The sequence below is a fragment of the Phytomonospora endophytica genome (assembly GCF_014202425.1).
Lineage (GTDB): Bacteria > Actinomycetota > Actinomycetes > Mycobacteriales > Micromonosporaceae > Phytomonospora > Phytomonospora endophytica.
Map to the genome: position 1 here is coordinate 69,001 of NZ_JACHGT010000014.1, position 14,058 is coordinate 83,058.

General features: G+C 69.1%; 13 protein-coding genes. 3 read left to right on the forward strand and 10 right to left on the reverse strand.

The window, feature by feature from the left end:
* Nucleotides 1–61: 61 nt before the first annotated feature.
* Nucleotides 62–547: a hypothetical protein gene (locus tag HNR73_RS28230; RefSeq protein ID WP_184790695.1), complete on the forward strand. Its 486-nt coding sequence runs from the start codon at nucleotides 62–64 to the stop codon at nucleotides 545–547.
* A 125-nt stretch (nucleotides 548–672) separates the two neighbouring features.
* Here the strand turns inward: HNR73_RS28230 and HNR73_RS28235 are convergent, their stop codons facing one another.
* From HNR73_RS28235 to HNR73_RS28280, 10 genes are all read right to left on the reverse strand, one after another.
* Nucleotides 673–1,935 (reverse strand): right-handed parallel beta-helix repeat-containing protein, encoded by a 1,263-nt coding sequence (locus HNR73_RS28235; protein ID WP_184790696.1) that lies wholly within the window; start codon nucleotides 1,933–1,935, stop codon nucleotides 673–675.
* A gap of 122 nt (nucleotides 1,936–2,057) precedes the next feature.
* Nucleotides 2,058–2,477, reverse strand: coding sequence for a hypothetical protein (locus HNR73_RS28240; protein ID WP_184790697.1), 420 nt, complete (start codon nucleotides 2,475–2,477; stop codon nucleotides 2,058–2,060).
* Nucleotides 2,478–2,796: 319 nt separating this feature from the next.
* The gene (locus tag HNR73_RS28245) at nucleotides 2,797–3,276 is read right to left on the reverse strand and encodes a hypothetical protein (protein ID WP_184790698.1); all 480 of its coding nucleotides are present in this window, start codon (nucleotides 3,274–3,276) and stop codon (nucleotides 2,797–2,799) included.
* A 193-nt stretch (nucleotides 3,277–3,469) separates the two neighbouring features.
* A complete protein-coding gene (locus HNR73_RS28250; RefSeq protein ID WP_184790699.1) occupies nucleotides 3,470–4,660 on the reverse strand; it encodes a hypothetical protein in 1,191 nt (396 codons plus the stop codon).
* 129 nt (nucleotides 4,661–4,789) lie between these two features.
* A complete protein-coding gene (locus tag HNR73_RS28255; protein ID WP_184790700.1) occupies nucleotides 4,790–5,608 on the reverse strand; it encodes an ABC transporter permease in 819 nt (272 codons plus the stop codon).
* The gene (locus tag HNR73_RS28260) at nucleotides 5,605–6,546 is read right to left on the reverse strand and encodes an ABC transporter ATP-binding protein (RefSeq protein WP_184790701.1); all 942 of its coding nucleotides are present in this window, start codon (nucleotides 6,544–6,546) and stop codon (nucleotides 5,605–5,607) included. The genes HNR73_RS28255 and HNR73_RS28260 overlap by 4 nt, the downstream gene beginning before the upstream one ends.
* Complete coding sequence (locus HNR73_RS28265; RefSeq protein ID WP_184790702.1) at nucleotides 6,543–7,337, reverse strand: S26 family signal peptidase; 795 nt, start codon at nucleotides 7,335–7,337, stop codon at nucleotides 6,543–6,545. The genes HNR73_RS28260 and HNR73_RS28265 overlap by 4 nt, the downstream gene beginning before the upstream one ends.
* Nucleotides 7,334–7,627, reverse strand: coding sequence for a PqqD family protein (locus HNR73_RS28270; RefSeq protein ID WP_184790703.1), 294 nt, complete (start codon nucleotides 7,625–7,627; stop codon nucleotides 7,334–7,336). The genes HNR73_RS28265 and HNR73_RS28270 overlap by 4 nt, the downstream gene beginning before the upstream one ends.
* Nucleotides 7,627–9,090 (reverse strand): StsB family radical SAM/SPASM domain sactipeptide maturase, encoded by a 1,464-nt coding sequence (gene stsB, locus HNR73_RS28275; RefSeq protein WP_184790704.1) that lies wholly within the window; start codon nucleotides 9,088–9,090, stop codon nucleotides 7,627–7,629. Before stsB ends, HNR73_RS28270 begins: the two co-directional genes overlap by 1 nt.
* A gap of 743 nt (nucleotides 9,091–9,833) precedes the next feature.
* Complete coding sequence (locus tag HNR73_RS28280) at nucleotides 9,834–12,617, reverse strand: AfsR/SARP family transcriptional regulator (RefSeq protein WP_184790705.1); 2,784 nt, start codon at nucleotides 12,615–12,617, stop codon at nucleotides 9,834–9,836.
* A gap of 453 nt (nucleotides 12,618–13,070) precedes the next feature.
* On the opposite strand from HNR73_RS28280, the gene HNR73_RS28285 reads away from it, so the two are divergent.
* Both HNR73_RS28285 and HNR73_RS28290 read left to right on the forward strand, forming a co-directional pair.
* Nucleotides 13,071–13,328: a hypothetical protein gene (locus HNR73_RS28285; protein WP_184790706.1), complete on the forward strand. Its 258-nt coding sequence runs from the start codon at nucleotides 13,071–13,073 to the stop codon at nucleotides 13,326–13,328.
* Nucleotides 13,329–13,429: 101 nt separating this feature from the next.
* A complete protein-coding gene (locus HNR73_RS28290; RefSeq protein WP_184790835.1) occupies nucleotides 13,430–13,810 on the forward strand; it encodes a serine hydrolase in 381 nt (126 codons plus the stop codon).
* Nucleotides 13,811–14,058: the final 248 nt, after the last annotated feature.

Here is a 14,058-nt window from a genome sequence, read left to right on the forward strand (position 1 = left end):
CAGGCGGGGGACAGGGGGTTAGACGTCCCCCGCGCCACGCACACGCATGGGGAGAATCACAGTGCGCAAACGGATCATCACGTTCATCGCCCTCGCCTTCGCGGTCTTCGGGCTGCTGGGCTCGACGGCGGCGTCGGCGAGCGAGACCGGATCGGAGCCCGCGGGGGTTTCGAGCCTGACCGAGCTGAAGTCCGGCCAGGTCGGGACGCTGGCCAGCGAGGAGATCGACTACGCGGTCGAGCACGCCCTCACCGATCCCACGAAGTACTGCGCGGGCAACGGTTACGTCTCGGGCTGCGTCCAGCCTTACGGCGACGTCCTGTGGATCAAGGACAACGCGTCGAACGGGGCCCACGTGACGCTGAAGTGGGAGGACCTGGACGGCGACCGCTACGGCAAGTGCCGCAACACGCTCGGCGCGGACGCCGGATGGGCACGCTGCAACAAGGATCTGCCGGAGAACCACCGGATCGCCTGGCAGCTGGCGTACAAGGTGAGCAGCGGCAGCGACTGGTCGTACAGCCCGGTCTACGAGACCAGGGTCTAGGCGTCGCGACCGTCTGAACCACCGCGCCGACGGCCCGCCGGGTACCCGCCCGGCGGGCCGTCGGCGCGGGCTTTGGTGCTGGCGTCGAGGATCGCGCGGGCCTGTGCCGGCGAGGGCGCCGGACACTAGCGCACGTTGCTCCCCGCCGACCCGGCCGCGGGCGGCACCACCACGACCGTTCCCGACGAGACCGCCACCGACGCCGCGGTGTACCCCACGAGCTGGTTGTGGATGGCCGTGTTGACCGTCCCCGCGCCCGCCCCCGCCGAGATCGCCACGACTCCTGCTGACACGCCCCGCACAATCGTGTTCCCCGAGGCCATGCAGAAGGTCGCGCCGGTGCCGAAACGGAGCCCGGCGGTAGCGGCGGCCTCGACGCGGTTGCCGGTCACGGCCGTGGCGTTGGTCGCCGACAGGTAGATCCCGTAGTTCGTCGCGGTGTCGCGGATGGTGTTGTCGGCGACGATGACGCCGTCGGTGTCGGTGACGTTCACGGCGTTCGACGCCGTCGAGGCGATGACGTTGCCCGACACGATGCCGCCCGCGCCCAGTTCGACGAGGACCCCGTTGGTGCCCGCGCCGGTGATGGTGTTCCCGCGAATGACCGGATCACGCCAGGCATGCGCCCGCACCCCGTACTTCAGGGCGCCCTCGCAGACGTTGTCGAGGATCCGGATCCCGTCGTACACGCGGTCGTCGACGTGGGTGTGCGATCCGGCGAGCGCCCCGAAAGGCCCGAGACCGGTTCCGGCGCTCGGGTCGTAGTCGAGGGAGGGGCCGGCGTAGCAGGCGCGGACGGTGACGTCGCGCGAATGCGTCCCGTCCCACTCTCCGAGGTCGCTGCTGGCGGGGCTCGCGGCGACGTCGATCTGGAAGGCCTCGGAGAAGACCCGGTGGGCCAGGCTGAGCAGGAAGCCCCGCGCGGTCACGTTGTCGATCAGGGCGCCGTCGCAGGCGTTGACCTCGACCGCGTGATACGACGCGACATTGCGGATCTCCAGGTCGCGGACGACGATCCGCCGCCCTTTCGCGAAGGTCATGGCGTTCCACGCCGCACCGGCGTGCGGGCCCTCGGGCGCGGCGAGTTCCCCACGGGCGTCCCAGATCCCGCCTTCGAGGGTGATGTCGCCGTGCCCGTCGTGGCCGGTGAAGGAGTCCTCGGGGGCGAAGTTGCGGATGAGGCTGTGGCCGCCGGACCCGCCGACGCGGGCACCGTGCGCGTCGAGGCGGGTCCCGGTGCGTAAGACCAGCGGCGCCGAGATGCGGATCTTCGCCCCCGCGATCGAGCTGGAACCCGGTCCGGCGTCGAGCATCAGCTGGACGGCTGCGGTGTCGTCGGCGACGCCGTCGAGGACGGCACCGTAGACGGGGTCGGAAATGTGGCGCATGGACGGCCCCCGATCTCGGTCGGCGCGATGCACAGGCCAGCGTAGTCCCACCTCAGGCCCGGCGGCGGACTTTCACGGTCACACCAGGCGAGTGCATTCGTCCTATGTGGAGGCCCCACGGTTCACGGCGCCGTGGCGAGCCCGGCGTAGAGGTAGACACCGGGCTGGGAAGGGTCGCCGACGAGCAGCACCTGGTCACCGGCCCGGGGGATCTGCAGCTTCGAGATGATGGTCTGCAGCCCGATGCGGCCGACGGCTCCGGGCGCGTCGAGGACCAGGTCGACGATCGGTTCGAAGTTGACCAGCTTGCCGGTGTCGCCGATCGAGACGACGGTCGCCGGAAACGTCGGCACACCGGCGGCCAGCAACTGCTGGACGTAGGCGCCGGAGTTGTGCGCGGCGATCGACTGCTGCACCTTGCTGAAGTCCGCCTCACCGAGGAAAGCGCGCGTCAGCCCGCCGTAGAAGCCCTTGCCACTGGCGACCTTGCCGACGATCTCGGCGTTGCGCTCCTCGCGGCTCTTGCGTCCGAAGAATCCCATGATGTGCTTCCCTTCGATCCATGTCGTCGATGACTGACGACATGGACGTTAGGGCGCCACGGGCGTCTACCGGTCCCAGGTTCAGTGCGGGTGGAGGTGCTGACCTGCCTGCGGGCTCCGGTGCCGGGCCGAACATCGAAGGGCTCCAGCTCAGGCAGGCGCAGCCCGGTTCCCCGAGAGTCCGCAACGGCTACGAAGCCCGCACGACCACCCACGAAAGCCGGGAGCGCACCTGAGCACGGCGACCGCGAGGGGCGGCGTGGGCGGGCACTCGTCACCGCGACCACGATGCCGGGTGTCCGCCCTCGCCGGGACCGCCTCAGATGATGATGCGCTGGGCCTTGCCAAGGCGCCATTCGCCGTCCGCCCACCAGCTGGTGGTCCACTTGATCTCGTGCCCGTCGGGCAGGTCCTTGTCGCAGCGCGTCCAGTCCCCATAGCCCTCGGCGTCCTGGCAGATGCCGCGCCGGGGATCCTCGGGATCGGAGTTGTCGATCCACACCAGCCGCACATCGATGCCGTCCCACTCGTCGTCGCGCAGCCAGAGCATGTCGCCGTACGGCTGGACACAGCCCTTGACGTAGGCGTTGTCGAGGCAGTTCCTGGGCGCATCGGTCAGGTCGTGCAGTTTGGCCCAGTTCTTCTCCAGCGGCCTCTCTTCGTTCCCCGCCGCGGTGTCCTCACCGGCGGAGCCCGGACCGCGCGGTGCGGCCGCGGACGCCGTGCCGGGAATGAGCAGGGCGCTCGCCGTAGCGAGAACGGCCGCCGCCACGGTGTACTTCGTGATGCCCGAACGCATGTTGCCCCCATGTGCCGTGTTGGTTTCCGGTCGGTGCGTCCGATGCCGAGTCGGTGAACGCCCCTACCCATGAAGGGGGCTGCGGGCACCTGAGGGCGCGTGTTCGGCCGGAATGTGGCCAGAACTGGCCGGATATCGCGCGTTCGGCGCACCTGGCGGGCCCCGGCGGTGGGCGCCGGGACCCGCCACACGTTCAGACCAGCGAGCGTGTGAGGTCGCGCGACCAGCGGGCGATGCGGATGACGTCGGCACGCAGGTCGCCCCAGGTGACATGGGCGTTGTACAGCGCGCGGAACTCGAATGGCACCATCGGGTGGCCGACGATGGAGTTGTCCACGCCGGTCTGGTTCATGCCGCCGAAGAGCACCTCCTGGCTGATCCCGTTCTGCCCGTTGAGGCCGGAGGTGATGTAGGTGACCAGCGACGTGGTCCCGGCGGTGGGGCTGGTGAGCTGGTAGTTGTCGGGGAAGTCGATGCCGTGCGCGTTCTCGACCTTCGCGGCCAAGGCGTTGAGCACGGGGTCGACGTTGCCGCTGAGCACCTGACGCGAACCCGCCGACAGCACGCCCCACATCTGCGCGAGGGTGGCCCTCGGCAGCGCGGCGATCTTGTTCTTGACCTGGCCGTCCCCGAAGGGGAGCTGGGCGAGCACCTGGTTGAGTTTCGCGTGATTGACCGGAACCGCCGTCTGGAGGTCGTTGCGCTGGTTGGCCAGCATGCGGTCGATCCACACCATCGCGTGCATGTAGAGCAGCGCGAGGTGACCGCGCAGTTCGGTGCGCACGGTGGCGGCCTGGGCCCCGGTGGCGCCGATGGCGACGTTCAGGGTGTTGTTCACGATCGTGTCGGCGACGGCGATGCCGTTCGTCAGGTGTGTTCGCGAGCGGACGTTGGCGCTGTCGGGGCGGGTGGCCGGCGCGATGCCGTTGAGCATCGCGCGCCACTGCGCGGGGGCGAATCCGACGGTGTAGTGGATGTGCAGCAACCCCTGGTCGACACCGGCGGCCGGACAGTTGCGCACGTTGAGGTTGCCGGTGTTGCCGTAGACGGGATCGATGTAGAACTGGATCGCCTGATTGCCCGGCTGCGGGTCGGTCAGCAGGTTGACCAGCTGGTTCTGGGCGGCGTACAGCTCGTCGTTCATCAGCATCAGCGCGGCGACCCGTTCGCCGACCAGGTCGGCGGCGTTCTGGTCGGTACCGGCGAGCTGGTCGACGTGGCGGACGACGTACTCCATGTTGGAGTACTGGCCGTTGCCGGCGTTGACCTTGTCGCTGACCAGCCGAAACCAGGGATGGCTCACGAGCTTGGTGTCGCCGGTCAGGACGGTGTTGTTGTTGTCGGTGATCTTTCGCAGGATTTCGGCTTCGAAACCTAAGGCCATGGTCCCCTCCGCGTTTCTTTCCTTCGACGCTAGATGTCACTTACCGCGATCATCCAGGTACGAAGGGCAGTTTCGCGTGCCTGTGGGCGCAGGCTCGAAGCAACGCGAGGGCAACCGTCCCTTGTGGACTTACAGCATCTGTCGCGTCCGGCGAAGCAGTGCCCAGGCCACCGTCCAGTACCCGGCGGCCGCGGCGACGGCGAGGCCGGCGAGCCACGGCCAGGCGGCGGAGAAGCCGACGATGGTCGCGTCGCGCAGGCCGCGCAGGCCGTAGGTGACCGGGTTGACCGTCGAGATCCAGCGCAGGACCGTCGGCATGCTCTCCTCGGAGTAGAACGACGGGCTGCTGAACAGCAGGACCGGCACCGAGAGGTTGACGACGATGTTGAAACTCTGGAAGTCGCGGATGTAGGCGCCCAGCAGCATGTACAGCGCGTTGAACGCCGCCGACACCACCAGCGTCGCCAGCAGCAGCGCCAGCCAGTTCTCCGCCGTCAGCGGGAAACGGAACAGCAGCGTCCCGACCCCCAGCGCCAGGAACGCCTGCACCAGCACCAGCGCGACGCTGGCGATGAGTTTCCCGGCGATGTAGCTGAAGCGCCGCAACGGATAGGACCACAGCGCCAGCGCCATCTTGCTGGCGTCCTCCTGGAACAGCGCCGTCCCGGAGTTCGCCGAGGCGCTGAGCACCGCCGTCATCAGCACCGTCGGCAGCGCGAACACCAGATAGGACACCTCGGTGCCGGCGTACCCGACCACCGAGATCATGTTGCTCAGCGAGGTGCTCAGCAGCAGCAGGTAGATGAAACCGTGCACGGTCGACAGCACGAGGTTGACCCGGTTGCGGGTCAGCAGCATGAACTCGCGGTACAGCACCGCCTTGAGGTCGGCGAGGCGACCGTGCCGGGCCCGCGACTGCGGTGCTCCGGACAGCGAGAGGGTGGTCATCGCGACTCCTTGACGGTCAGCGCCACGAAGGCGTCCTCCAGCGAGGCGGCGAACACCGACACCCCCGCCAGTTCGATGTGCTCATCGTGGGCGAAGCGCACCAGCTCGGGCATGCGCTCCCGGGCGTCCTTGCCGGTGATCTCGACACCCAGCTCGTCGGCCTCGCCGTTCAGGCCGCGCTCGGTGGCCCAGGCCAGCAGCGACGCGGCGTGTGCGGGGTCGGTGAGTTCGGCGCGCACACCACTCGATCCGAACTCCGCGGCGATGGCGGCCGGATCGGCGTCGCGCAGCAGCCTGCCCTTGTGCAGCAGGAGGATCCGCTCGCAGTTGCGTTCGATCTCCTCGATGTAGTGGCTGGTCCACAAGACGCTGACGGCGTACTCCGCGCGCAGTTTGGCCACCGTCTCCCACACCTGGCGGCGGCCGCTGACGTCGAGGCCGGTGGTGGGTTCGTCGAGGACCAGGACCTTCGGCAGCGTGATGAGCGCCCGGACGAGCTGGAGGCGCTGCCGCTGCCCGCCGGAGAGCTGGAAGGCGGGCTTCCTGACCGCCGGGGTGAGTTCGAACAGGTCCAGGAGCTCGGCGACCCAGTCCTTGACCTCGCGCCAGCGCCGGTCGGCGAAGCGGGCGCCGATCTTGAGGTTGTCGACGACGTTGAGCATCAGGTCGAAGGGCGCCGACTGGTGCATCACGCCGAGGGCGGACTTGGCGGTCACGGGGTCTGTCACCGGGTCGGCGCCGAAGACCCGCAGGGAACCGGAGCTGGCCGTGGTGACCCCGCAGATCAGCTTGATGAGGCTGGTCTTCCCGGCACCGTTGGGACCGAGCAGTCCGATGACCTCGCCTTCGGCGACGCGGAAGGACACGTCGTCGACGGCCGGGACGTCGGAGCCCGGGTAGGTCTTCGACAGGTGCTCGGTCTCGATCACGACGGTCATCGCGGCCGCCTTCCCGCGGGTCCGGCGGGGACCGGCGACAGTTGGGGGACAAGGGTTTCGGTGACCCACGCGGTCGTCGGCCACTCGCCGAGGGGCGCGGTACGCACGAAGACGTGGGCGAGGTCCTCGGGCAGCAGGACGGTCCCGTCGGCCAGTGGTGGGGCGGCGGTGGTGAAACCGACGCCGGTGACGACGTCGACGGTTCCGTACGCGGTGAGGTCGAGGGCGGTGAGCAGTTCGATGCCGTCTCGGGCCGACTGGCAGACCCCTATCCGCAGGTCCGATCCGGTGGTCTCGGCGCGGAGCCGTTCGACGACGCCGGGATCGGCGCCGATGCCGGCGCGGGGAAGCCGTGTCACGGTCAGGCCGTCGGTGTCGGTCGTCGACCAGGTCGCGCCGTGCTCGAACACCCACAGGCGTACCGCCGCCGGTCCGGCGCCCGTGGGCGCCGGAACCAGCTTCATCGGCGAAGGCGCGGTGAAAGGCGCGAGCCCTTCGACGACGCCGAGGAAGTCCCCGCGGTGCGCGGCCGGGTCGACCCTGCGGCGGGCGTCCCCGGCCGTGAACAGCCGGTCTGCGTCGCGGTGGACGACCCGGTGCACCACGATGTCCTCGCCGGCCAGGTAGGCCGCGACGTCGCCGACCACCACGTTCTCGAAGCGGCGGGCGGTCAGCGTGACCCGGGCGGGCGCGACGATCGTCGGGGCCATGCTGGTGCCGGCCACGTCGATCACGGCCCGGCCGAGGCGCGCCAGCGCCCGCCGGACGAGCGCGGCGGCGGCCGCCGTCACGGCGCCGCGGCGGTGGCCGGAGACACCACGCCTCGGGTGGCCAGGTCGGCGAGGAAGGCGTGCACGTCCTCGGCGATCAGCTTCCGCTCGGCCTCGTCGTCCTCGCCGTACAGGCTCGACAGGCGCGCGGCGATCTCCTCGGTGCCGAGGCCTTCGACGACCAGTTCCCAGATGGCCGTGCCCGAGGCGTTGAGGGTCTGGAAGGTCCCTTCGAGTGCGTCGTACAGCCGGATCTCCCCGCTGTCGGCGCTCCAGACGATCTGCTCGGCGATGATCCACGGGTTCGACATCAGCGGGCCTCCACGATGTTCAGCAGCCGCCGGGACGGGGTCTGCGGCGAGGCGGGCGGCGTGGCGGCGAGTTCGGTGCGCCAGTCCTCGTAGACCGGGTGCACCTCGCCGTTGCGGGCCAGGCGCGGCTGGAAGGCCTCGCTGTCGCCGACGAGGGTGTCGCCGGAGGCGCCGAGACTGTGCCAGATCGAGCTGATCTTCTGGTGGCGCAGGATGCGGCACAGCTGCCGGGAGTTCTTGCGCAGGTCGCCCGACTGGGCCAGGTGGTAGGCGCGGCAGCCGCCGCCACAGGCGCCCTTGATGTAGCAGCGCTCGCAGTCGGTGTGCACCGTGCCGCCGAAGATGGTGCTGTTCTGGAATTCGGCGAACAGTTCACCGTTGAAGATCTCCCGCAGCGAGGAGGCCTTGACATTTCCGGCGAGGTCTTTGGGGCTGGTGACCAGCTTGCACGGGTATACCGCGCCGAGGGAATTGACGTAGATCTCGTTGCTGCCCATTCCGCAGTTGGCGCGGACATTGCACGGCTTTTCCGGGGTGACGTGGTCGGGCAGCATGTTCTTGGCCTTGGGGTGGGTCCAGGCGAAATCGTGGATCTTCATGTACTCGCCCCAGCCGAATGACAGGTCGTCGCCTTGGCCGCGGCCGAGATCGCTGTGCTGCATCATCCGTACGCGCTGGAGTTTGAACTGGCCGGCGAAGTCGGCGAAGTCTTCGAGGTACTGCACGTTGTCATTGGTGACGACGTGGTTGATCATCGGGACGACTCCGGCGTCGTTGAGCAGCCGCAGGCCGGTGCTGGTCTTGGCGAAGGTTCCTCTGCCGCGGGTCTTCTCGTGCTGTTCGGCGGTCGCTCCGTCCATGCTGACGGTCACCATGTCGAACAGTTCTGACATCGTCTCAGCGGTCTTCGCGTTACGTATGAGCGTGCCGTTGGTGATGATGTTGGTGCGCATTCCCAGTGAGCGGGCGTGGCGTACGACGTCGAAGAGGTCACGTCGCATCATCGGCTCGCCGCCGGTGAAGACCATGGTCCCGGCGCCCAGTTCGGCGGCCTGTTCGACCAGCCGCAGGGACTCCTCGTGGCTCAGTTCGCCGGGCAGTGCCTTCTCGGAGGAGGCGTAGCAGTAGGGGCAGCGCAGGTTGCAGCCGTCGGTGATGGCGTAGTAGACGATCCGCAGTTCGACGACGTGCTCGCTGCGTTGCGGTTCGTGCCCGGGCAGGTAGGCCAGGAAGTTGACGACCAGCTGCGCGAGGTCCTTCTCCAGGGCCAGCCCGAAGTCGTCGGGGTGGAAGAAGGCGAGATCGCGGCGGGCCAGCGCGCACAGGATCTCGTCTTGGCGGGGCGTGAGCCGGCCCCAGGCCGCCAGGGTCGGGTTGAGGGCGAACCGGTCGCCGTTCGCCGCGCGGAAGACCACGATGTCGTCGGGCACGACCAGCGCGTCCAACTGACCGGAAATGAGCATGGGCAATTCACCCTCTCCACAAGAAGCCGTAAATCCTTTTTGCGAGCAGGCGTATCGGGTGATACGCCTGCCGAGACTCGTCGAGTCTGAATGGTTCGGGCCGGCTTTAGCCCGCGCCGCTTCCGGAGAGCGCGCCGCAGGCGCAGGCGCACTTGTCGATGATCAAGGCGCCGGTGACCGACTCCTTGCGCAGTTCCGGCTTGGCCCACTTGCGAGACACCGTCTCGTTCATAGTTCCAGCCCTTCCTACTAGTACGGAGGTTTCACCTCCGGTTGATGGGCTAGAAGTTACCGATCGTGATGTTGCGTAAACAAGGGAAAAGAATCGAACATTATCGTTCCGTGATCTGATCATGACCGTTTGAAAAGGTTCGATCATTGCCCTTAAGGGAGTATTCGCAGGACGATCGCACGTCGGCGCGCAGTCGCCTGCTGCCCTTTCGGACACTCCGGCCCCGCAAAAAGAATGTGCCAACTTCACCGCGAAGAACACGCTTTATCGGACAATCGCTGCGTAACCTCGACTTAACCGCTGTGTCGAGATCCTTTACGCCTTATCCGTGGAAGCCGCGCAATCGCCGCCGCGAATTCTCGGATGCGCAAGACCCGTTCCACCGCCGAAACGTGCACGCCGAACCCTTGACGCGCCGACCGTCGGGCCGGTAGTCGCGGCGGGTGGGCGTGGCGGCTCCGCTTGCGGGGGAAGACCCGTCCCCCCAACGACGCGCGTCGAGGCGGCGCGCTCACTCCACCACCGGCAGGCTGATCGCATCCGGTTGCCGGGGGTGCTCCGACGCCCCAAGGCTCTCTCGCTCGTCTGCGGTGATGGCACCGAACCGGTGCAGTACGTCCAGTGAAACGCCCCAGCTGGCCAGTGCCTCGCCGACTCGCCCCATCGCGTACAGGGCCTCGGCCAGGCCCCAGGCATAGTCGGCGGCCACGAGGGCCTCCTCCTGCCCGGCTTCGCGGTTCATCACGATGGCGTGGCCGTAGTGCTCGGCGGCCTCCCGGTAGTTCCCGAGTTCCATGTGAATGCCCGCCACCGACGATGACGTGAGGGCTTGCCCGTGCGGACTGCCCAGGCGCTCGGCGATCGCCTGGGCACGCTGTTGGGCGTCGAGGGCGGCGGGAAGGTCCCCCACCTGCCGCAACAGATGACCCATCGCGTTCAGGGTGGCGCCTTCGGTCTGTTCGAGCCCGCACTCGCGGGCCAGTTCGACCGACCGCGCGTAGGCGTCCAGGGCTTCGGCGTGACGGTCGAGGAGGCTGTGGGCGCCATCGGTGAGACCGAGCAGAATCGCCTCGGTGTGCCGGTCGGCCATCAGGCGCGCCGCCTCCCGGGCGACGGCGAGATGAGGGAGGGCCTCGTCGGCACGTTCACTCGCCACCAGGACCTCGGCCAGATCTCGATGCGCGACGAGCATCAGCTCCCGATCTCCGACGGACTCGGCGATGGCCAGGGCCTGGTCGCCGATCTCACGCAGAGCCGGAAGTTCCTTGATGTAGTCGAGTGGAGTCGTCAGCAGGTGCGCCAGCGTCGTCGCGGTCTCGTCGCCGAGAAGCACCGCCTGCCGCATGACGGCGCGCAGGTTGTCCAACTCACCCTGAACCCAGCGCGTCGCGGCCGTGCGGTCGGACGGGGGAGTGCCCGCACGCTCGCTCGGCCCGACGCGGTACTCGCGTCGGACCGTCGCCCGCGGCTCGATCACGCCGATGGTGGCGCGCGCGGCGCCGACGTAGTACCCGAGGATCCGCGTGAAACCGCCCGCGGCTTCCGCGGGCGACAGGGGCTGCTCTTTGGCGAACAGACGCATCAGGTCGTGCAGGTGGAAGCGGTCCCCGGACTGCTCCAGGAGCTGCGCGTCGACGAGCCCGGCCAGCAGGCCCTCGGCCTCCCGCTCGCCGACGTCGGCCAGTGCCGCGGCGGCCGGAACGGACATGTCGGGAGTATCGACCGCACCGAGCAGGCCGAACAGGCGAAGGGCCGGGCCACCGCCCATGTCATCGGCCAGCTCAGCGAGGCTGACGGCGAAGCTGGCGCGTACGGCGCGGTCGTCGACGGCGAGCTCGCCGAGGCGGGCGTCCTCAGCGGCGAGCCGGGCCGCGAGTGCGGACAGTGGCATGGTCGGCCGGGCCCGCAGACGGGCGGCCGCGATGACCAGTGCGAGAGGGAGTCCACCGCAGTGGCCGGCGATGTCGGCGGCGGCCTCGGTTTCGGCGGCGACGCGCTCGATGCCAAGGAGTCTGGCCAGGACGCCGATGGCTTCGGCATCCGGTAGGGCCTCAAGGCGGTGGATCGTGGCCTCGTCGAGCGTCGACAGGACGCGGCGGGAGGTGATCACGACCGCGCAGGCGGGGCCACCGGGCAGGAGCGGCCGGACTTGGGCCGCGTCGCGTGCGTCGTCTAGAACGATGAGCAGGCGTTTCCCTGCGGTCGCCGAACGGAAGCGCCCGGCCAGTTCCTCCACGCCGAGGGCTGAAGCCGAAGCCGGGCCTTGCAGGGAGCGCAGGAACCGCCTGAGGGCTTCTTCGGGCTGGAGGGCTTTCACATCCGGTGTTGTTCCGTGCAGGTCGACGTAGAGCTGCCCGTCGGGAAACTCCCGCGCGAGGTGATGGGCGATGTGCAGCGCGATCGCCGACTTCCCGATCCCGCCGGGCCCGGCGATCGCGCAGACGGCCCCGGGTGCGGCGAAGACGTCCAGGACGGCGGCGACGTCGTCGGCGCGGCCGGTGAAGGTGCGCGGTGCGGCGGGCAGTTCGGCGGGTCCTGACGTCGCGGCGGCGGGTTCGGGGCCGGCCTCGTCGGTGAGGACTTCCTTCTCGGCCCTTCTCAGCCGTGGACCGGGTTCGAGACCGAGTTCGGCGACGAGGATCGCGCGGCCTTCGCGGTAGGCCTCCAGTGCGTCGGCGCGTCGGCCGCAGCGATGGAGGGCGAGCATGAGGTTGGCGCGGATGCCCTCGTCGAGCGGGTGGGCCGCCGACAACGCCGTCAGTTCGGGCAGGAGCGCCTCGTGCCGGCCCAAGGTGAGATCGGCCGTGACGCGGTGGGCGAGTACGTCCAGCCGGAGTCGCTCCAGCCGGGCCGCCTCACCCTCGGGGATGGCGTGTTCGGGTACGTCGGCGTATGCCTCGCCGCGCCACAGACCCAGCGCCTCGGCGAACAGGGCGCCCGCGTGGGCGGTGTCTCCGGCACGTTGGGCGGCCAGGCCCGCCTCGCGCAGGGTGGTGAAGCACGAAGCGTCCACTTCAGTGGCTTCGGCGGCCAAGACGTAGCCCGTCTGCCGCCAGACGAGCCGGTCAGGCCGGTCGAGGAGTTTGCGGAGCTGCCTGATGTGCCAGGTGAGCGCCCGGCGCGGGGAGGTCGGCAGGCGTCCGCCCCATAAGCCCTCGTAGAGGGTGGCGGGTGAGGCGGGCCGGCCGGCGCGGGAGATCAGCGCGGCCAGCAGCGCACGCTGCTTTGGACCGTCGATGTGCGCGGTGACCCCTTCGGTCTGAAGCCGCAGTGGACCGAGAACCTCGAAACGCATGTGACCCCCCAGGACATGTCTTCGCCCGACAGTCCACTATGCCCGGTGCGCGCACGCTCGCCTCACCGCGACCTCACCGTCGCCTCACCGGTCGCTCGTAGCGTCGCCATACGAACGAGCCGGCCGTCGCACCCGGAGGGGAGGCCGCGAAGACGCCGGATGGCTCGGTGTACGAGGCTTCCGCGCTGAAGAGACGTCGCGGATGAACCGTTGACTGAGTCGGGACAGGCCGTCCCGACTGGAGGAGGACCAGTGTTACGACGTATGAAGCGGACGCTGTCGATCACGTTGCTGGCGGTACTGGCGATGGGTGCTGTGTCGTCGCCGGTGTACGCGTCGGCGGATGGACTGACGGTCGCGAGCCAAGGGGCGGGCGTGGGTACGCCGGGAGGTGCGGACTCGGCGCTCGCGGCCTGTACCAACCGGATCACCAGGTTCGGATACTCCGGCTGCATGAGCGATGGCACCCAGCCCGCGGACTGTCCGTGGGACGAGTCGTTCGTCATCGCACCCGACCGCACGATCTGGCACGCCTGGCCGCGAAGCGGTGGCTGGAAGGAGATGCCGAACTACGGCAAGGCCGACTTCGCCACGAACTGCTACTACAACGGCAACAACAAGCACCAGATCGACGTCTGGGTTCAATACACGGGCGCCTACTACTACTCGTATCACAGCGGTGGTGCCTGGCACGGCTGGTACAGGAACTGACGTCGCACTCCGGCGGGGCGCGGCCTCCAAGGGCCGCGCCCCGCCGCGCAGCGCGGAAGCGGTAAGTACCGGGGCACGTCTTTCCCGACGACGCCGTCGAACTGGGCGCGGCGGGCGGTGTCGGCAGCGCGCGGGGCTTGTCGCGCATGTACTCCTGGCTGCTCGACGCGTTCGAGCCGGGCACCGTCGCCGACATCCCGCGCCCGGAGACGAGCGGAAGCGACCTCGTACCGTCCAGCCCGGCGATGTCGGTGGAGCAGCGTTTCGGACGAGGCTTCATGGTGCCCTCGGCGGAGGAGACGCCGGCGAGGTCGGCGACCTTCGGCCACGAGGGCGCCGGAGGCACGACCGCCTTCGCCGATCCGGGCGGCGGTCTCGCGTTCGCGTATGCGACCACCCGGATCGCGCTCGGCCCGCCGGATACCGATCCACGCGCCGAGGCACTGATCACATCGGTGTACCAGGCCTTGAGGACGGGTTGAACGAGCCGAGGAAACCGTGATCGGTGCCGCACCGGCCGAGCCTCGGTAGCGGCCTCTGCGGGCCTTTTCTCGCCGTAGGCGCGGGAGGCACCGCCTGGCCGGGTGTGACCCCGGCCACGCCGGTGGATCATCCGGTCGTGGGAGGCGCCTGGACCGTCCGGCCGGACTGTGCCCGGCGCGCGGCCCGTTCCCTCAGTGGATAAGACCTGCTCGTCCGGTATTGAACCGAATGTCGCGGGTGTTCTGGC